Here is a 19,841-nt window from a genome sequence, read left to right as displayed (position 1 = left end):
CTCCTTATCCTTATTGACCCATCTGCAGCGTACGCAGCAGCATTTGTTTACTCGAGTCAGCAACCTGTACGTTCGTTTGGTACGCACGTGATGCCGAAATCATGTTTGCCATTTCTTCCATAACGTTGACATTAGGCTTGTAGATATAGCCTTCGTTGTTCGCTAATGGGTGATCCGGGTTGTACTCCGCGCTTAGCGGCTTATCGCTTTCCACAATACCTAATACTTTCACAGGCACAGTGTGACCACTGTTGCGTGCTTTATTTAACTCAGCGCCGAACACTGCGTGACGAGCCTTGTAAGTTTCTTCAGCAGAACTACTTACACTGTCCGCGTTCGCAAGGTTGCTCGAGGTCGTATTTAGACGAACAGATTCAGCACTCATCGCAGAACCAGTCACATTGAATACATTGAATAAACTCATCTAATTATTCCCCTTTAATCGCTTTAGTTAAATTCTTGAACTTACTTCCTAAGAAGTCGAGAGAGGCTTGATGCCTAATTTGGTTTTGCATGAAAAGGTTTCTTTCCAAATCCAAATCAACCGTGTTGCCATCTCCTGTATCAGGTTGGGTAGGAATGCGATACTTCGTTTCCCCGTTCACCGTTGTTGAGGCAGAAATGTGCCGACCATCTGTACGGCTAAGACCAATGCTTGCCCCAGAACTTGCCGCTTGCAGTGATTTCTTAAAGTCTAATCCCTTTGCTTTATACCCAGGCGTGTTTGCTTGCGCGATATTGGTGGAAAGCACCTCAGCGTTACGCTCACGTACACCAACTGTGTGCTGGTGAATGCCCAAAGCATTGTCAAAAGAAATAGCCATGTAAACCTCAACTCAAGAACTGACTGTTATGAAATAACCAAAGCAATATATATACCAACTTTTGAAACAAGGCGGTCTATCAATGCTTTTACAGGTTACTCGTGGGTAAACTTGCAATAAACAAGCCAAAAAATAGAGTAAATTGGAATGTCACTCTGACTTAAAGATATAGCTTAAGCAGGAAAAAGAAAACCCAGCACTTGGCTGGGTTTTAAATTTAGACGGTAACCTTACACCTAATATCGGTGCCGCTCGTTACTTTAATTTGTAGATGATGCCTGGATTACAGCGAACCATTTCAAAACGATCGGTTAAGCCTGTTAACGATTCAGACGCGCCCAATAGTAAGTACCCACCAGGGTTCAGGCTATTTGCCATCTGGTTAAGTACCTTTGACTTCATATCAGGCGAGAAGTAAATCAGCACGTTACGACAGAAAATAATGTCGAACTTGCCTAACAATGCATAGCTGTCCATCAGGTTCTGAGGGCGGAAGTTCACCATGCGCTTGACGTTATCTTTCACTTTCATACGGCCATCGCCCGCATCTTCAAAGAAAGTACGACGGCGCTCTGGAGAAAGTCCACGTCCCAATGCAAGGTTGTCGTAAGCGCCAGTGCGGCACATATCCAACATACTTGCTGAGATGTCAGTTGCGGTAATCGATACATTTGGCAGCATACCTGGCTTACGAGCTTGAGTTTCAAGAATCGTCATTGCCATTGAGTATGCTTCTTGGCCTGAAGAGCTTGCCGCAGACCAAATCTTAATAGGACGTTTATTTGCCGCTATTTCCGGTAGAAGCTTATCCGCAAGCACATCAAACGGGTAAGTATCACGGAACCAAAGTGTCTCGTTCGTCGTCATGGCATCGACAGCAGCCACACGCAGCTCACGGTTTCGACCTGTTACTACATCTCTCAACAAATCAGACAAAGAAGCTAACTTAAACTTCGTTACTAATGGGCTTAGACGACTGCGCACCAAATACTGCTTGCTGTCACCTAATACAATGCCACATTGAGATTCTAAGAAACGGCTGAAATCGCGATACTCTTGATCACTTATTGTTATAGCAGTCATTAATGTCTCTTTTAGTTAGTTAACGCAGCTTTTACAGCTGCACCAAGCTCATCTGGGTTGAATTTAGCGATGAAGGAGTTAGCTCCAACACGCTCAACCATGGCTTGGTTAAATACACCACTCAACGATGAGTGTAAAATTACGTATAAATCTTTAAGTTCGGCGTGACGACGAATCTCAGCAGTCAGCGTGTATCCATCCATTTCTGGCATTTCGATATCAGAAATCACCAATGAAATCTGATCGTAAATACTGCCTTCTGATGACATCTGCATCAGCTTCTCATAGGCTTCTTTACCATCCTTCACCGAGATAACTTCAAAACCAATCGACTCAATAGCACGCTGAACCTGCTTACGAGCAACGGTCGAGTCATCAGCAATCAAGATGCGGCGAACCAGTTCTTTCTCTTGTTCTACTTTCGCAATATCTTCAGCAATCTTGCTGTCCATTGTTTCATCAACAGGAGAAATTTCTGCAAGGATCTTCTCAACATCAAGAATTTCTACCAATTCATTATCAATGTTGGTTACCGCTGTCAGGTAGTTAGCTCTACCTGCGCCATCTGGCGGCGGAAGAATCGATTCCCAGTGCATGTTAATAATGCGCTCAACTGAACTTACCAAGAAACCTTGAATGGTTCGGTTAAACTCAGAGATAACCACAAAACACTTTTCAATATCCGTTGTAGGACGGCCACCAATCGCTAAGCTCAAGTCGATCACAGAGATCGTTTGGCCACGAATGTGTGCTACACCTTTAACCAGTGGGTTCAAGTTTGGCATCTTTGTCAGCTTAGGACATTGCAGCACTTCTTTTACTTTAAAGACATTAATGCCGTAACGCTGACGCCCCATTAGGCGAAAGGTTAGTAATTCTAATCGGTTTTGACCGACGAGTTGCGTACGCTGATTCACCGAATCAAGAATACCCGTCATGAGCTCATCTCCATATCAAACTTTTTTGTATAAAAAGTGTTAGTCTACTGCAGGCTACGAACCACCAGAGAAACAGAATGACGTATTATAAAGCAAATTTGCCACCTCTTTCCATAGCAATGTGTAGAGCTACTTTTAAAACTGTCGCTAAGTTTATCGGCATTTTATCAATATTGTTTAGTTTTTTTGTACAAGCTGCGACCCCAGAACAAATTGAGATGATTCAGTCTGCAGCGGAGCAACATATCCTTGATACAGTTGAGCAGCCACAAGGTGGCGAACTCTTTGTTAATTCAGCAAATGTTGACTCAAGAATCAAAGCGACAGACTGCCCAGTGCCTTTAGAGACCAGCGCTTCAACGACCACCAATACCCGCAGCAGTATTACGGTTTTAGTGCAATGTGTTCCTGATGAGTGGCGAGTTTATGTACCGGTGCGCCTTTCGATGTCGGTGCCTCTTGTCACCACCACTCGCTCACTCGCGAGAGGCGAAATCGTCGGTCAATACGATGTTACCACCGCTATGATTTCTCTTAACAAGTTTCGTCGCCAAGGTTTCACAGCTCCACATCAGGTCATCGGCGCTAAGGTAAAAAAGAACCTAAGACCGGGCGATGTTGTAGAAAGAGGTGATATCTGTGTCGTGTGCCGAAACGAGAAGGTTATCATACAGGCAGTAAAAGGTGGCATGACCATTACCACCAAAGGAACTGCGCTTACCGATGGCTCTATGGGTGATCAAGTAAGAGTGAAAAATGACAAATCACAGCGTATAATTGAAGGAATTGTTACCAGCATGTCTGAAGTCACAGTTTACTTTTAACTCTTTACTTCTAAATTGACGGTATCGTTAGCGATTTCACTCTCTACTCTAACGCCAAATATAACGGCGGCGGTGTTTTGTCGCTTTTCGACTATTGAGCTAAAAATTGCTAAAGTATTCGAACCCTTGGTCGATATTGACTGTACAGGTTCCCATTTTTGAAGAAAAAGGCTTAACTATGGCAGGCATTGATAATATTCGTTCAGGGCAAACCCTAGCGACCACTAACCGATCAGCAGTACGCTCTGATTCTAGTTCTGAGGCATCACGTTCTGATGTATCAACTAAATCACCAGCAAGCAAAGATGCGGTTTCACTTAGCCAACAAGGCAAAGCGATTGGTCAGCTCCACCAAGATATGGCAGCACAACCAAGCTTTGATTCTGTGAAAGTAGCAGCGATCAAAGAAGCGATTGCGAACGGTTCATACACTGTTGATCCAGAAAAACTGGCAGACAACATGATCAAGTTCGAAGATGAATTAAAAGGTCTTTAAGCCAACACTCACTTTTGATTGAAGTGATTGTCTTAAAGCATACGAGGTTATGAATAGGTTTACGTTATGGCGGCACTAGCAGATTTAGTTAATTTTCAACTTCAAAATGCCAAAGCCTTATCTGAATTATTAAGTTCAGAGAAAACCGCTATTACGAGCCGACAATCAAACGATATTGAGCGAATCGCCAAAGAAAAAGTAGTCCTTGTTGAACAATTAAGATCAACCGATCAGCGAATCGCGACCCATACCAATATCTCAGAACTGACCGAGAATCCTGAACTTGCTCAGTTAGTCACAAAGATCCAGTCGATAGTGCACGATTGCCAGCAAGCGAACCTTGTGAATGGCGAAGCCTTAAATCGAGCGCACCTTAGCTTCAAAAAACTCAGCAATATGATGCAGCAAAGTCACGGAAAAATTGGCATGACCTACAATGCCGGTGGTCAAACGCATACTATCTCTACGCTGGGAACCAACGTAAAAGCCTAGTTAAGTTAACTCTTCCTCTTCAGTAATACCCCTTGTTAACCGTTTATCTGTATCTCAGACTATTCCTGTCGTTATCTTTTATTAAAACACCTAATCAGCCTTTGAACGCCCTGACAAAATCGATAAACAAAAAAGCGGCAAGTATTTTCATACTTGCCGCTTTTACATTCATATTAGTTATTGGTTGCCGATACGCCATCTGGAAAACGAAAGCAGCCAATATAACTGGATAGTCCTATCGCTAGACGCCCCTTGGGCTAGAACAGCGTTTGTTGTCTCTTTTCAGGTACAGGTTGAACTTCACCGTAATTACGTAGCTGTTCCATCTTACGGATATCAAGCTGAAGCTCAGTAACATAGCTATCGCCCACAGGGTAGCTGCGTACCACTTCTGCACCGCGGATTACGCCATCAACCGCACCAGAAGTACGTTCCGTACCAAGGCGTTGATCTTCCAACTCTGCCCGACCACTCACTCGCATACCGTAAACTTGTTCTGCAAGTTCACGATAGGCGTCGATCTTAGAAGCTCTCATCGCACGGATACGTCTTTCTTCATCGTTACGTCCTTTCTGCTCACTGATACTCGCGTAGCCAACGGCAACTAAGTAGTCGTCTGGCCTCATGTTTTGCAGTGGCTGACAGCCAACAAGCAGTAAAGCGGCAACAACAAATATTAACTTCTTCATCTCGAACTCCTAAGGGCGAAGAATAACAGTATAAGGCTGGCTGATCGTTGGGTCAGAACGAATGATAACGCCATCTTGAGTTCGAATACTGTTTAGAGTATCTAGGTCACGACCAATACGGTCTGCAGGCAAGAAGCCTTGTGCCGTCGCCACGACAATGCGAGTTTGCATGCCAACAACACGAGCATTGACTAACACACCACCTTCTTGGCGAAGCATAGTGCCTGTCAGTACGTACTGTACGTCTTGTTCTTGAGCTAAGTCTTTCCAATCGCGGCTTAACGCAAAGTCACCTTGATGAGTCACTTGAATAGAACCTGTTGTTTTGAAATCAACAACCTTGAAGCCACGACGCTGAAACTGATGAATGAAACCTTCTGATACCGAGTTTCCTAGCCAGTTCGTTGTGTCCATGTGTTGCAGGTCAACAAACGACGTAATCGCTATCGGAGTTCTTGCTGAGATACTCGTATTCGAAATGATCAGATCTTCGGTCATACTTTCCACGAAGAAATCCATGGTATGACGAGGGCTATCCATCAACATAAACTGACTGCCTGAATATTCAGACTTGCCGTTATAGATTGGCGAATAAGCGCATGAGGTCAACAACATGACACTCATTACTACGAGCCATTTTTTCATTCTCTTATCTCCAGATAGGTTTAGTGCTCCCTGTTCCAATATGTTCTCACCATTATTCTTTTCAATGGATTACAATGTTGGAACAGTCTTTGCTTTTCATTAATGGTTCAGATTAAGAAAAACGCACTTAAGTCAGCTTCAAGCTTATAGTTATTTGTTAAGCAATATTTATACCCAACTGGTAACGAATAGATGAAAAAAATAATTTCTTACTTATTTTCAATAAGTTCACTGATAACCATAAGCTTCAGTGCTCATGCCTCTTGGTATGAGGTTACCGGTACCGCAGCCATCGTATCGTCAGAGGAAACGGCAAGGGTCCATGCTCTGGAAGACGCGGTATATAAAGCGATCCAGTTCTCAGGAGCCGACATTGGTAGCATTGCCAACCTCACGCCCTACCTCGACGCAAACAAAAAAGAGTTTCAATTTACCAATCATGAAGTGCGCTACATCTTGGTAGAAAAAGAGAAAAAACGCAGTGGCAATATAATGATCACCGCAAGGATCGATATCTATCCTTCGGCAAATGCTTGCCATGAGAGCCAATATAAGAAGACATTTTTGGTCGGCAACATCGATGTGACTTCCCCACAGCAAGCTGTAATGGGCAGAATCTATAACATCGGTGATGATTTTGGTCATGTCGTAGATCGACAGCTGGCGCAAGAGTCTCGCAGCTTTGTTTCCGTTGGCACGACCAATTACGACATCGACAAACGTCGACCTGAAGTGATCAAGATGATCGCCCAAGACACTGGCGCACAATACATCATTGGTGGCGACATTACCGATTTAACCGCGACCATCGAGTCCAAACTGTTGAAAGACGACATCATCAATCGCCAGTTTGCGTTAGAGATGCAAGTCTTCGATGGTAAAACAGGACATCAAGTTTACAACCGTAGCTATCGTGAAGTGGCAAAGTGGCCATTTGCTAAGACCAGTGAAGTCGACACCCGCAGTGCCCGTTTCTGGGCATCAACCTACGGCAGCATGATGCTGCGTGTTAGCCGTAATATTATGTTGGACTTAGAATCGGAAGTGTCATGTAAGATCACCCTTCCAGAGGTTGCAGCGGTATTTGGTAACACTGTGACCATTGATTTAGGTCGAATGCATGGCGTACAACAAGGTGACAAGTTGCAACTGTGGCACACAGGTTCGTTTATCGACCAACGCGGTTTGCCACGCAACAAGGTTTCTCAAAGCGACATCACCCTAACGGTTTCTCGCGTTTACGAAAACGAAGCGGAACTCACGATTGACCAGCCAAGCCTTGCGGGAAGCATTCAAATTGGTGATGTGATGCAGAAAATCATGTAGTTAGCGACACTCTCGTCTCAGAGTTTCTAATAAAGCCTTAGCAAAGATGCTAAGGCTTTATTTTTTTCATGGGTATTAGTTTCGGTTTTGCAGTATTTGGCGTAATCTTATTAATAACATAATCATCACTTAGCAAACTATGAGTCAGAATAATCTAATTGGTGCTACCGGTTACCGCTTTATCTCGAAAGGTAAAACCGCTTTTAAGATCCACATCCATACTCCCGAAGATACGGTGCTGCATCGGTCGGTCGGTTTTGTTCGTATGGGTGAAGACAAAGCACTAAAGAAAACCATTAAATTAAGAGATGAACTGGGCAGACAGCTTTGGGGTAAATTTTGGCCCAAAGTCCTCAAAGAGCCCTTCCTGATGACGCGCCTGCCTCATAGTTTAGAACCCAAAATTGTATTCAAACCAAATCCAACTCAGAGTGATCCTGAACACCGCGACGAATGCTACATCGCTAAGTGGCGTGTATTCTCAGAAAACGGCGACTACAAATACAAAACTAAGGTGTGCTCCATTAGAAAGCACGGCAGACTTGCCGCTTATAGCCAAACCAAAAGGGCGCTACTGGATGCCCACAAAGATGTGATTGATCTGCTGATCTTTATGGGTCGACTAAACAGTATCGATCTGAAGTAATCATACTCTCAACAGCGCTAAAATAATCGGAACAACTAGCCAGCTTAGAAGAACGATAAACCTGATGTTCTATCGCTATTAACTATTAGAAGATCTATCGATCATTATCAGCATCGAACAATATCGTATAAGTAGAGTGACTGATCGCCCCCCCTTCCCCTGAATGTTAAACGATGCAATAGAGTTGCTATATTTGATGGATCAAGGCCTTCAAACTAGAGTTTAGGCTGACCAAAAGATCAGGCAATATCCTCGTATTCGATCCCTCTGCCGCTAAACCCCACTATGCTACTCATTATAAAGTCACTGAGCACTCCAGCCAAGAATGCCATAAAGGTTGCCCTAGCATTTTGTTTAGCTATCTACCTTGCGTTGTATTTTAACCTTGAGAAGCCTTACTGGGCGGCTATCGTGGTCAATATATTGGCCATCACTGATACTATTACTGCTGGCAAGAAAAAAGGCATTCTCAGATTGTTGGGGACGCTTTGTGGCGCGTTTGTCGGGCTTTGGTTAATCGCTGTTTTTGGGCAAGATCGATATTATTTTTTAGCAAACATCGCACTGTTACTCGCAATTTGTATATACATGGGTTCCGATCCGGTCATCGGCTATGCTTACATTACGGCATTTATTGTCTGCATCCTGCTGGCGATATCTGGCAGCTTTGATGGTGTAGCTACATTTAATATTGCGGTACTAAGGCTGCAAGAAACCCTGCTTGGCTTCGTGGTCTATACGACCATCTATAGCGTGGTTTGGCCTGAGGATGATGACACACGCTTTAACAACGAAGTCAGTGTTGTTTTAGAGGCGATGTCTCCCCTCATTCATTCACTCGCTTACAATGACTCAGCGCAGCGTTTCCAGTTACACACGAGCTGCGAGTTAAATATTGAAAGCCCGACCTTCAAAGCGCTGAACGATCTGATGCGCCTGCCCGATTTGCATGGCCGTATGCCTGCCAGAAAGCAGTGGAAGCATCAACAGCAAACTCAAGCAATCTGGGTTGCCAAACAGTTACTGCAAAACGCCCATGATCAAGGGGTTGATCACAATGATTTTTCGATACTTAACCAGGCTATGGCTTTTATTGAAGCATCATCGGTTAATGTCGATTACAAGCCCCCTTTTCCAGAGACAGTCAAACAATTCTACCAGGGTAACTTTAAGAAAAAGCGCTTATTTGCCCGATTACTTGACAACAGCCAGCAACGATTAAGCAATACGTTAGTCGGCACAATGAGCTTCATCTCAGCAATTCTAGTCTGGATATATCTACCAATATCATCGGGAAGTCTGTTCATCATTAACAGTGCCATTTGCGCCTTGATATTAAGCAACATGCCTAGGCAAATGATAAAGCACTGGACCATTGGCTACTTAGCCTTTGGGTCACTGTTCCTCATTCAGTATGTTCTGCTGTTACCTTCGATGACCGAAGTATGGCAATTAATGGCATTTTACTTTGTTAATGTCTTTACGGTGTATCGCCTGTTCGCTGGTAATCAGTGGATGGTCTATCGAGTTCTCGGGGGCAACCTATTAGTAATGATTACCATGAGCGCAACGCAACTTGTGCCTGTTTATGACGTCACTACCCCTTTGAACCTACTCATTTATATGATGGTTGCACTGGCTTTCATCCGCTTTTACACCCGCTTAATACACCGTAAAAGTTAACCACTATAACCTCACACAAAGACCACTAAGGCATAAAGTAATGAAAATGAGTAAATGCTCTGCGCTTGTCGTTATCGACCTGCAACAAGGTATCGTTGATCAATTACCGGAAACCGTGTCCCGACCGATCATAGAGAATAGCCTTGCTCTCTGCGATGCATTTGATGATGCTGATTTACCCGTAATTATTGTTAATGTAGCCGGTCGTCCACAAGGCCGAACGGAACTGCAAAATAAAGCGGCTCAGCCTGACGCATCAAAGATCGTATGGGGAGAGGTCATCGAAAGCCTGCGCCTAAACCCTAATTATCGCTATCTAACCAAATATTCCTGGGGTGCATTTACCAACACAGATTTGCAGAAGCAGCTTTGTGAGCAAGGTATTACGGATATTTATCTGACCGGGGTAGCAACAAGTATTGGGGTCGAATCAACGGCTAGACAAGCATTTGAACTGGGTTATAACGTGGTGATTGTCGAAGATGCGATTGCAGATATGAACCCGATGAACCACCAGCACAGCTGCCAAAATATATTCCCAAAACTCAGTGTTTTAGCAAAAGCTCAAGACTTGCTATAACTGTCTCGTCCTAAAATACGTTGACCGTATTTTCATTAAACAATAAAAAGCCGACAGCGAATTAAGCTGTCGGCTGATGATCGTTCTATCTCAAGTACATTCTATCTCAAACAAGAGAAATAGGATTAAGCGTTAGCTTCACGCTCAGCGATGAACTCAAGAGCCATCTTGATACGAGCGATTACGCACTCTTTACCAACAAGCTCCATCACTGCATCAACAGAAGGAGACTGACCGCCGCCTGTTACTGCTACGCGAAGTGGCATACCGATTTTACCCATGCCGATCTCTAGCTCTTCACATACTGCTGCGATAACACCGTCTTTGATGTTTGCAGTAGTGAAATCTTCAAGCGCTTCAACCTTAGCAAGCGCAAGCTCTAGTGGGCCTTTAGCAACACCACGTAGGTGCTTCTTCGCTGCGCCAGCTTCAAACTCAGAGAAATCTTCGTAGAAGTAACGAGATTGCTCAGCAAGTTCGATAAGCGTGTTACAACGCTCGCCAACTAGCTTGATCACTTCAGTGATAGCTGGGCCATTTGTTGTATCGATCTTCTGTGCGTCTAGGTGCCATTGCAGGTATTTTGCAACGTACTCAGGCTCAGATGTCTTGATGTAGTGGTTGTTCAACCAAAGTAGCTTATCAGTGTTGAATGCAGAAGCAGACTTGCTGATAGCGTTCAGGCTGAAGAATTCAATCATCTCTTCTTGAGAGAAGATCTCTTGGTCACCGTGAGACCAGCCTAAACGAACTAGATAGTTGTTTAATGCATTTGGTAGGTAACCTTCATCGCGGTATTGCATTACAGAAACAGCACCGTGACGCTTAGAAAGTTTCGCACCGTCATCACCAAGAATCATTGCACAGTGAGCGAACGTTGGAACTGGCGCGCCTAGTGCTTCATAGATGTTGATTTGACGAGGTGTGTTGTTGATGTGGTCTTCACCACGAACAACGTGTGTGATACCCATGTCCCAGTCATCCACTACTACTACGAAGTTGTAAGTTGGTGCACCGTCTGTACGACGAATGATCAGGTCATCAAGTTGGCTGTTTGCGATTTCAATGCGACCACGGATTTGGTCATCAAATACTACGCTGCCTTCTTTAGGGTTACGGAAACGGATAACGCACGCATCGCCTTCTTTTGCTGCTTCGTTTGCTGCAACAATTTTAGGGTGGTTAGCATCGTAGCGAGCCATTTCTTTGTTTTCTTCTTGCTCTGCACGAATTTCATCAAGCAGTTCTTTAGACGCGTAGCATTTGAATGCTTTGTCTTCAGCAAGTAGCTTATCAACCATTTCGTTGTAACGGTCAAAACGCTTAGATTGGTAGTAAGGACCTTCATCCCATTCCATACCCATCCATTGCATGCCTTCTAGAATTGCATCAACCGCTTCTTGAGAGTTACGCTCAAGGTCCGTGTCTTCGATACGTAGAACGAATTCACCACCTTGGTTCTTAGCGAATAGCCAAGAGTAAAGTGCAGTACGTGCACCACCAACGTGAAGATAGCCAGTTGGGCTAGGAGCAAAACGAGTTTTAACCGTCATTTAAATACCTTGATTATGTAGGTGATTCTTTTAGTGCTCGCCATTACAAGGCCTGCAATAGTCAAACATCACTAAATTTTGGGCGCTATTTTATCACCACCGCTTAAATCTACAATCAGTAGTGAATGATTAATGCGCTGTTGTTGTACGAAAGCCGTTATTGAAAGGCCAATTACGCCCTTAAAGTCGTAAATAGATAGTCTTAGCAAGTAGATTATAGCCGCACATTCTTAATTTCCCTCTTCCATTCCAAACTGAAACCACCAGCTAGCACTCCACCAAGATCAAATTCTTGAATTTATGTTTGACCTTACCCTTACGGGAAGGTTTATGTTAGGCGTAGATGAGAATTGGAGTATCGATATGAACTACTACACAACGGCGCTCAACGGCCTAAATTGCATGGGTTGCGCGAAGAAAGTTCGCACACTGCTTAGCGATCTCGACAGCACGATGATTAATGACATATCGCCGACCTACATCGATATTTCGACTCCATTTAGTTACATTCAGCTCAACGAACAGTTAGCAACGCTTGGCTATTCTATGGGTAATCAGCTGCACCTTTCGCTATCCGGTCTGAGTTGCGGCAAGTGTGTGAGCAAACTGACTAAAGCGCTTGAACAAACTGAGCAAGCCTTAAACCTAGAAGTCAGCAAACAGGAATTATCACTGGTTACTCTGCTTTCTGAGTCTGAGGTGATTAAGCTGGTCGAAAGCCTGGGTTACCACGCAGCTCCCTACTCAGAAACGAATGACCTTTCATCGAGTTCAGATTTAGAAGACGAACAAGCAGATAAAAAGAGTGAAGATAAAACCGCAGCTAGCCAATATACCTATCACCTTGTTCTTGAGGGGATGACTTGTGCGAGTTGTGTCTCTTCGGTAGAGAAAGCACTGAAAAAGAATGAGTTTGTCGACCAAGCTCAGATCAACCTTGCCGAACAAACTGCCTTGGTTTTCACCTCCAAAACACGTGATCTCATTGAAAACAAGCTCATCGAATCAGTCAAAGCTGCGGGGTATGGCGCCGAGTTTGTTGATGATGCGGCAACACAACAACAAAAACAGCAAGAGCAACAACTTCGCACTCAACAGGCCTTCCTAAAAAATTCAGTGAGTGCGCTACTGCTTGGGGCACCGCTAATGGCATGGGGCGTGTTCGGCGGCAGCATGACCATTACTACATTTAACGACCAACTGGCTTGGGGATTCATTGGTGTGGTTTGTTTAGTGTTGTTAGCCACTTCTGGACGCAGCTTCTTCACCAATGCTTGGCAATCCTTGATGCATAAACGCGCGACCATGGACACGCTAGTAGCTTTGGGTACAGGCGCAGCATGGTTCTACTCAATGTTGGTTGTGCTCATTCCATCATGGTTCCCTGAAGCTTCTCGCCACGTCTACTTTGAGGCGAGCGCGATGATCATTGGCCTTATTTCTTTGGGTCACTACATCGAGGCCAAAGCCAAAGCTCGCACTACAAAATCGCTACAGGCACTGATTAATTTACAGCCTCAAAAAGCGATGGTTATCGTCGATGGCAAAGAGCAAATCATTGCTGTAGAAGCTATCCAAGTGGGTATGCAGATACGTGTCAAACCGGGTGAGAAAGTACCGGTTGATGGAGTTGTGGTATCAGGTGAGTCTTACATCGATGAATCCATGCTAACTGGTGAGCCGCTTCCCAACGTAAAATCAGTTAATGATGGCGTTTCAGCGGGCACTATTAATGGTGATGGCAGCTTAGTTATTGAAGCGACAGGAATTGGCTCAAGCACTATGTTGGCACGCATCATTCAAATGGTTCGCCAAGCGCAAAGCAGTAAACCAGCAATCGCCAAGCTTGCCGATTCTATCTCAGCCGTTTTTGTTCCGGTTGTGGTCGCAATCGCAGTTGCTGCCGCCTTAGTTTGGTTTTTTGTTGGCCCACAACCAAGCGCCAGTTACATGTTAGTGGTATCAACCACAGTGCTGATCATCGCTTGTCCATGTGCCTTAGGCCTTGCGACACCACTTTCAATTACTGTCGGCGTTGGCAAAGCCGCTGAGTTTGGCGTTCTGATCAAAGATGCCGATGTGTTGCAATCTGCAAGCAAAATTGATGCTGTCGTGTTTGATAAAACAGGCACATTAACCCAAGGTAAGCCAACCGTTCAGCAAGCCTTTTATGGCGATTTATCAGAACAAGAATTACTGGCTTGTGCTTATTCAGTAGAAGTAGGATCTGAGCACCCACTTGCCAAAGCCGTTTGCCAATATGCAGAGAGCTTGGAAGTTTCAGTACTCCCACACAGCGAATTTGAAAACCAACGAGGGCTTGGGGTTCAAGCAACAATTAACGGCAAGAAAGTGCAAGTTGGCTCGCTTAAGTACCTCACCCAATTAGGTATCAATACAGAGGTTGGCGCGGATTTCATCGAGCTTTGCCGCTCGCAAGCGTGGACGCCTATTTTCATTGCGATTGACCAAAAACTGGAAGGCATATTGGGCATTTCAGACGCGTTAAAAATAGATAGCAAACAGGCGATAGCTCAACTAAAATCCGCCGGAATTCACACTGTGCTATTAACGGGCGACAACGACTCTGTAGCTCAAGCGATAGGTAAAAACGTCGGTATCGACGAAGTGATTTCAGAAGTGCTTCCAGAGCAGAAAGCTCAACACATTGTTCAGCTGCAACAGCAATATAAGAGTGTTGCCATGGTCGGAGACGGTATTAACGACGCGCCTGCACTTGCTCAAGCAGATATAGGCATAGCAATGGGTAGCGGCAGCGATGTGGCGATTGAAAGTGCGCAAATGACGCTACTCAACTCATCGCCATTATCTGTCAGTAACGCGATTGAGCTTTCCCAAGCGACCGTGAGAAACATGGAGCAAAACCTGTTTGGTGCCTTTATCTATAATTCACTTGGTATTCCAATTGCGGCTGGTGTGCTCTACCCATTCTTTGGATTTTTACTTAGCCCTGTCGTTGCAGGCGCTGCGATGGCGATGTCATCAATCACCGTAGTCAGCAATGCCAACAGATTAAGACTGTTCAAACCCACTCATTCTAATATCAACAAAAACCATATTCATGAGGTTAACCATGATTCGTAAAATTATGACTCTTACTGCACTCGCTGCAATCTCAGGACAAGCTTTAGCTACTGATGTTCTAAACCACAAATCTCCATACTGCGGCTGCTGCACAGAATGGACTGAACATATGCGAGATGCTGGGTTCGATGTTACTGAGAAGCTCCACGATGATATGAACCCAATCAAGCAGAAACTAGGGATAACACAAGAGCTAGCCTCTTGCCACACTGCAGAGATCGACGGATACGTATTTGAAGGACACATTCCAGCAGATGACATTAAAGCCTTTCTAGAAAACCCACCACGTAATGCGATTGGTTTAGCGGTTCCGGGTATGCCAATGGGTTCGCCAGGCATGGAATATGGCGATAAGAAAGACGAGTATTCTGTGTATGCGTTTAATGAAAAAGGTCAGGTGTTTGAATACCGTCACTACAACGGGAAATAGAACCTAAACAGACCAACACACAGCAATAAAAAGAAGTCATAAAAATAGAGCCTAGCATTCAGTAATCCCAAGACTGTGGTTTACTTGCTAGGCTCTTTGCTTTTGGACAGTAAAGCAAATCTTGTCGCGGCACCAACCGGGCTGTTAGTACCGCTATGTTCCCCTCGCTAATTAGCTAAGAAGTTATTCAACAACAAAGCTATTTAACAAAGAAGTTCACTCGGCTAATAATCTAAGCAACCAAGCGAATCAGCTTAGAAGCCGTAAGAAGCACCGAATACGAATGCGTTGTTCTGCTTAGAATCGCCGTTTGCGAAATCTACACCGTTAGCTTGGCTACGGAACTCAAAGTAAGGTTGAACGCCTTGACGAGTCCATGTTGCACGTAACTCGTGGTCCATCGCTTCAGCGTCAATCATGTAAACGTTGTTGTAGCTAAGCGCTAAATCAGCATTCACTGTGTAAGCAATGCGGTTATCCATACGGTAATCTGTGTCAGCATTAGCTGAAGTATCATCGATGTGTGCACGAGTACGGTTACTAATAGAGATGCCGTTGTCGAAGTTGTAACCGATCTTAACTAGTGGACGGAACTGAATGCTTTCGCCTGCAGAGAATAGGTGTTGGTAACCCGCAGCAACCCATAGGTTGTCAGTGATGTTGAAAGATTGCTCACCACCTACAGTGATGCCTGGAGTAGTATTACCTGCACCGCCATTTTCAGATTCAAGTTTGCCCAGTTGGATACCATCAAACTCAGAATAAACCGTGAAGCCGCCTAGAGAGTTGTCAAACGTGTGACCAGCTTCTAGCGTAGAAGTCATGTCAGAACCGTGGATACGGCCATCGTCATGAATTTGGATGTTACCCGTTACGTAAGAAGAACCAGCAAAAGCACTAGAAGCGAAAGCAAGAGAAAGAGCACTTAGAGCGATAATTTTTTTCATAGTAAACTGCCTTAGTTTAATTTTTTCAGCGGCACATCTTCGGTACATCATTCACCTTCACCGCTTGAGTAGTTGGTAGCCTCCCTGGCATGAAATCTATGTTGCTCGAATTAATTCGCGTTTAAAAATAAAAGGGACAGCAGAGTGATCCCTCTCACTATCAAAAAAAGACAAGTTATTTAAAACTTTAAAATCAACAACTTAAAAACATAAAAATTGATAAAAAACTTAAGATGGAAAAATATACAGATCGGGATCACGTTATTTCACGAAGAAAAATTAAATCTAGATAGTTGAATCACATCTGATTTAGAGTTTTTTACAGGGGGCTTATTTTTTGAAGAGAATAATGAGAAGCGCGTCACTTTTGGGATTAAAGTCACCTTATGTGCATTGTTGATGATATGACCAAAGGCGATTTCTATATGTTTCAGTTTTGGATATGCACCTAATTCGCAGTAAACAAAAAGAGCTCCCGTTTTATCTTGAATAAGATAAAGGTCAGGAGCTCTTCTACTAATAGTGCTTATCGATTATTTAACTGAGGTCACTCGACTTACTTTCTCACCACTTTCTGAAATAGAGCGGATGTAAGTCTCACCAGAAACTGATGGACGTTGTTGCTCATCGTATGTTAGCCAGTTTTCGCCATCAGCAGAGTATTGCAGCTCTACACCTGGGAATTGAACGTTCATCGCTAGCTTACCGTCAACAACCTTCGCACCTGGAACTGGTAGTCGGTAATCAATACCCGCTTTTTCTAGCTTAGCTAGCTCACGTTGACCAAGAATATTCGCGAAGCGATTAAAGTCGCTGTTAAACGCTTGCTTATTCACTAAGTTAGTTTCTTGAGAGTATTCAACACCAACCTTGTAGTCGTTTTCCCAATCTGCTCGGTGCCATGCGCGCTCTGCTGCTGCCAATACGCGAGGGAACACCATGTATTCATATTGCTCGTCAGTACGTACTGTTTCTGACCAAAGTTGAGCTGACAGACCGTAGAAAGGTTTCGCTTCAACCTCACCTTTACCAGTAAAACCATTGCCATCACGGTCTAATGATGTTTCTGCGTTTTGTGGCATGTTTTCTGGTGCGAAGCCAAACATCTTACGAGTATCGGTTGCACGTGTTGCCCAGTAGTAACCACGCTCAGCTGCATCAACTTCGTATGGCATATCCATGTATACGTAGTCTGGGTTAGAGACAATCACGTCATACCCTTTTGCTGACCAATCGTATACTGATGAAGTTCCGCCCCAGTAAAGAACGTCCCAGAAGTTCACGCGTGTACTTTCGGTCGCAAATGCTTCCTCGCCTTCGCTGTATTTCAGACCATCTTGCCATGCTTGGAAGTGGGGAATACCCTTCTCAGCAACAATCTTAGAAACCTGTTCTGCGAAGTGGCTTGGTAGATGACCGAAATCGCTTACAGTACCATCAGCGATCAATGACTGACATTGTGGTGATTGTTGGAACGGCTTATCTTGCTTAGACAAATCGATGTTGCCTTTCCAAGCCACTTTATCTTCTGCATTAATATCTTGTAAGCCTGCGCCTAACTTGATGTTTTTCGCTTCATCGCCGCCGAAGTGCCAAGTCGTTAGCGGTACGCCCGCTTCTTGGTGCATTGCCGCCACTTCAGAGATTACTTTATCGACGAAGTGAGTTGATGACTCCATACATGGGTTAATGAAGCTTTGCTTATCGTAGAACTGAACCGTGGTTACATTCGATGTATCTTGCGGATCCATCAAGCGGTATTCGTTCGCTTCTGCTTCTTTGCCTTCCGCCATGAGACGAGTGTAACGCGCTTCCATTGATACCACAGCTGAACGAGCGTGTGCTGGCATATCAATTTCAGGGATAACTTCGATGCTGCGCGCTTTAGCGTAGCTTAGGATCTCGACGTAATCCGCTTTACTAAAGAAACCAGAGCCAAAGTTGTCTGTTGTTGGACCAGAACCTAGCTGAGGCAGTAAGCAGCTTTGTTCATCCAAATCAAAACAACGATTAGACCCTACATCCGTTAGCTCTGGTAAACCTGGAATTTCTAAACGCCAACCTTCATCATCCGTTAGGTGAAGGTGCAGTTTATTCATCTTGTATGCCGCCATTTGATCTAGCGTTGCTAGGATGGCACCTTTTGAGTGGAAGTTTCGAGCAACGTCCACCATCACACCACGATAATCAAAGCGCGGCGCATCTTTAATTGACAGTTGTGGTAATGATTCAGCGTTCTGACTATCTATTAGGCCAAAAATAGACTGAACTGCGTAGAAAGCACCCGTTTTATCAAACGCTTTAATTGCAATCCCCTCTTCCGAGATGCTTAGTTCATAAGCGCCAGATTTCGCTAAATCACCCGTAAACTGAGTAGGAACAACAGCGACACTCACAGGTAGGTCGCCACTCACATCTACGTTTACCACATCTGCACGTTCTTCAATTGCTGCGAATTGCTCAGCGTCGAATGCGTCTTTAGGTAGGGCAATACCACCAGCAATGCTAACTGAACCTTCACCGGCTTCTACCGACATTGGCGTTGGTAGTAAAGTAGTTGATACGTCTTGCGTTGCTAGATCAGCATTCTTTTCAAAACGCGTCACCGCTGTCGCCATTACGTTATTATCATCAGGCGTACGCTTAAGGTTATTACCCTCTAGACCAGTTACGAACGATGCAACATCTTCTGTATTCAATGATGCAATCATCTTAGGTTCTGCGTTTGGCGCCGTCACGAATGCACCTGGCATAAAGTCAGTTTCAAACAGTTGCCAGTATTCACTCGTTAACGGAAGAACCACTTCTTCACCAGCCGCAAAGCCGTCAAATTTTTCAGTAGGTTCTAGCTTGTGAAGGTCACCAGTAACGCGAGTGATTTTAAACTGCTCATTATCAACATCTAAAATAAGGCGAATACTGTGGAAGTAAATGGTCCAATCTTTTGACTCAATCGCTTCACCATCGTTAGTTAACGTCATGTTCACTTTATTACATGATGCCCATTCAGCACCTAGGTCCTGACAAGCCAAGCCTTCATTCGCACCATGATTAGTTAGAATTTCGTACTGAACATCAAGATTATCAGCCAGTGCATTCACTACTTTTTGTTCTGGTGCTTGCGTTACTGCACAACCTGTTAGGCCAGCCAATACCGCTACAGATAGTAAGTTTCTCTTCAACATCGTATTCACCCATAAATTAAAAATTGAGTAAGAAGCAAAATGGAGCGCTTCGAAAGTTAGATAAACTATATGGGCTTATTTTTTACCGTGAATTAAATCGAGCTAATAAAGTGATCGGCTTCAAATCTCAAAAATATTGATAAATTTAATTTAAATAAAATCATCAAGTTACAAGCAACGGCACTTCCGTCATTTTAATTTTGACGTAAAATTTGAGAAATGAATCACAATCTTTTTTACCGATTTCATAAAATCGTGTCATTGGTAGTCAGAAAGGATTTAGAGTTTCAGCGTATTGTTATACTTTTCGTACAAACAACGTGACATTGTTCTCAAAAAAAACCGTTAAAAAACACCGTCAAAATCGATTTTAACGAGTTTAATACTTCCTTAAG

The 19,841-nt window shown here is 44.0% G+C and carries 18 protein-coding genes; 9 read left to right on the top strand and 9 right to left on the bottom strand.

Annotation, left to right across the window (positions count from 1 at the left end; translation table 11 throughout):
• Positions 1-10 precede the first annotated feature (10 nt).
• The 4 genes from flgC to AB6E30_RS01350 form a co-directional block, all read right to left on the bottom strand.
• A complete protein-coding gene (gene flgC, locus AB6E30_RS01365) occupies positions 11-424 on the bottom strand; it encodes a flagellar basal body rod protein FlgC (RefSeq protein ID WP_004736176.1) in 414 nt (137 codons plus the stop codon).
• Positions 425-428: 4 nt separating this feature from the next.
• The gene (flgB, locus tag AB6E30_RS01360) at positions 429-824 is read right to left on the bottom strand and encodes a flagellar basal body rod protein FlgB (protein WP_004736175.1); all 396 of its coding nucleotides are present in this window, start codon (positions 822-824) and stop codon (positions 429-431) included.
• Positions 825-1,079: 255 nt separating this feature from the next.
• A complete protein-coding gene (locus AB6E30_RS01355) occupies positions 1,080-1,907 on the bottom strand; it encodes a protein-glutamate O-methyltransferase (protein WP_372102450.1) in 828 nt (275 codons plus the stop codon).
• Between the two features lie 11 nt (positions 1,908-1,918).
• Positions 1,919-2,845 (bottom strand): chemotaxis protein CheV, encoded by a 927-nt coding sequence (locus tag AB6E30_RS01350; protein WP_017062261.1) that lies wholly within the window; start codon positions 2,843-2,845, stop codon positions 1,919-1,921.
• A gap of 77 nt (positions 2,846-2,922) precedes the next feature.
• On the opposite strand from AB6E30_RS01350, the gene flgA reads away from it, so the two are divergent.
• The 3 genes from flgA to AB6E30_RS01335 all read left to right on the top strand — a co-directional run bounded on the left by flgA (position 2,923) and on the right by AB6E30_RS01335 (position 4,657).
• Positions 2,923-3,669 (top strand): flagellar basal body P-ring formation chaperone FlgA, encoded by a 747-nt coding sequence (gene flgA / locus AB6E30_RS01345; RefSeq protein ID WP_372102449.1) that lies wholly within the window; start codon positions 2,923-2,925, stop codon positions 3,667-3,669.
• A 178-nt stretch (positions 3,670-3,847) separates the two neighbouring features.
• Entirely contained in the window at positions 3,848-4,165 is a 318-nt protein-coding gene (gene flgM / locus AB6E30_RS01340; RefSeq protein ID WP_102321489.1) for a flagellar biosynthesis anti-sigma factor FlgM, read from the top strand.
• Positions 4,166-4,231: 66 nt separating this feature from the next.
• Positions 4,232-4,657, top strand: coding sequence for a flagella synthesis protein FlgN (locus AB6E30_RS01335; protein ID WP_017062264.1), 426 nt, complete (start codon positions 4,232-4,234; stop codon positions 4,655-4,657).
• Positions 4,658-4,914: 257 nt separating this feature from the next.
• Here the strand turns inward: AB6E30_RS01335 and flgP are convergent, their stop codons facing one another.
• Together flgP and AB6E30_RS01325 are read right to left on the bottom strand one after the other, a co-directional pair.
• Positions 4,915-5,346, bottom strand: a complete 432-nt coding sequence (flgP, locus tag AB6E30_RS01330) for a flagellar assembly lipoprotein FlgP (protein WP_017062265.1) — start codon at positions 5,344-5,346, stop codon at positions 4,915-4,917.
• A gap of 9 nt (positions 5,347-5,355) precedes the next feature.
• On the bottom strand, positions 5,356-5,991 hold the full coding sequence (locus AB6E30_RS01325; RefSeq protein ID WP_017064137.1) for a FlgO family outer membrane protein: 636 nt from the start codon (positions 5,989-5,991) through the stop codon (positions 5,356-5,358).
• 192 nt (positions 5,992-6,183) lie between these two features.
• Between AB6E30_RS01325 and AB6E30_RS01320 the strand changes: the two genes are divergently transcribed.
• From AB6E30_RS01320 to AB6E30_RS01305, 4 genes are all read left to right on the top strand, one after another.
• Positions 6,184-7,317, top strand: a complete 1,134-nt coding sequence (locus tag AB6E30_RS01320) for a flagellar assembly protein FlgT (protein ID WP_017062267.1) — start codon at positions 6,184-6,186, stop codon at positions 7,315-7,317.
• A 139-nt stretch (positions 7,318-7,456) separates the two neighbouring features.
• Positions 7,457-7,963 (top strand): Fe3+-citrate ABC transporter substrate-binding protein, encoded by a 507-nt coding sequence (locus AB6E30_RS01315; RefSeq protein ID WP_123301878.1) that lies wholly within the window; start codon positions 7,457-7,459, stop codon positions 7,961-7,963.
• A 285-nt stretch (positions 7,964-8,248) separates the two neighbouring features.
• Positions 8,249-9,646, top strand: coding sequence for an FUSC family protein (locus AB6E30_RS01310; protein ID WP_017060532.1), 1,398 nt, complete (start codon positions 8,249-8,251; stop codon positions 9,644-9,646).
• Positions 9,647-9,686: 40 nt separating this feature from the next.
• Entirely contained in the window at positions 9,687-10,226 is a 540-nt protein-coding gene (locus AB6E30_RS01305) for an isochorismatase family cysteine hydrolase (protein ID WP_017060533.1), read from the top strand.
• Between the two features lie 125 nt (positions 10,227-10,351).
• Here AB6E30_RS01305 and gltX read toward each other — a convergent pair whose 3' ends face one another.
• A complete protein-coding gene (gltX, locus tag AB6E30_RS01300; RefSeq protein WP_372102448.1) occupies positions 10,352-11,779 on the bottom strand; it encodes a glutamate--tRNA ligase in 1,428 nt (475 codons plus the stop codon).
• A 300-nt stretch (positions 11,780-12,079) separates the two neighbouring features.
• On the opposite strand from gltX, the gene AB6E30_RS01295 reads away from it, so the two are divergent.
• Complete coding sequence (locus tag AB6E30_RS01295; protein WP_372102446.1) at positions 12,080-14,884, top strand: copper-translocating P-type ATPase; 2,805 nt, start codon at positions 12,080-12,082, stop codon at positions 14,882-14,884.
• Positions 14,874-15,314, top strand: coding sequence for a DUF411 domain-containing protein (locus tag AB6E30_RS01290; RefSeq protein ID WP_017064149.1), 441 nt, complete (start codon positions 14,874-14,876; stop codon positions 15,312-15,314). The genes AB6E30_RS01295 and AB6E30_RS01290 overlap by 11 nt, the downstream gene beginning before the upstream one ends.
• 254 nt (positions 15,315-15,568) lie before the next feature.
• On the opposite strand, the gene AB6E30_RS01285 is transcribed toward AB6E30_RS01290, so the two are convergent.
• Both AB6E30_RS01285 and AB6E30_RS01280 read right to left on the bottom strand, forming a co-directional pair.
• The gene (locus AB6E30_RS01285; protein WP_017064150.1) at positions 15,569-16,261 is read right to left on the bottom strand and encodes an oligogalacturonate-specific porin KdgM family protein; all 693 of its coding nucleotides are present in this window, start codon (positions 16,259-16,261) and stop codon (positions 15,569-15,571) included.
• Positions 16,262-16,794: 533 nt separating this feature from the next.
• Positions 16,795-19,446 carry a beta-N-acetylhexosaminidase gene (locus AB6E30_RS01280; protein ID WP_372102444.1) on the bottom strand — a complete coding sequence of 884 codons (2,652 nt, stop codon included), beginning with the start codon at positions 19,444-19,446 and terminating at the stop codon, positions 16,795-16,797.
• Between the last annotated feature and the right edge of the window lie 395 nt (positions 19,447-19,841).

The organism is Vibrio sp. 10N.247.311.12 (assembly GCF_041467515.1).
GTDB classification, from domain to species: domain Bacteria; phylum Pseudomonadota; class Gammaproteobacteria; order Enterobacterales; family Vibrionaceae; genus Vibrio; species Vibrio crassostreae_C.
This window is presented reverse-complemented; position numbering and strand designations above follow the sequence as displayed.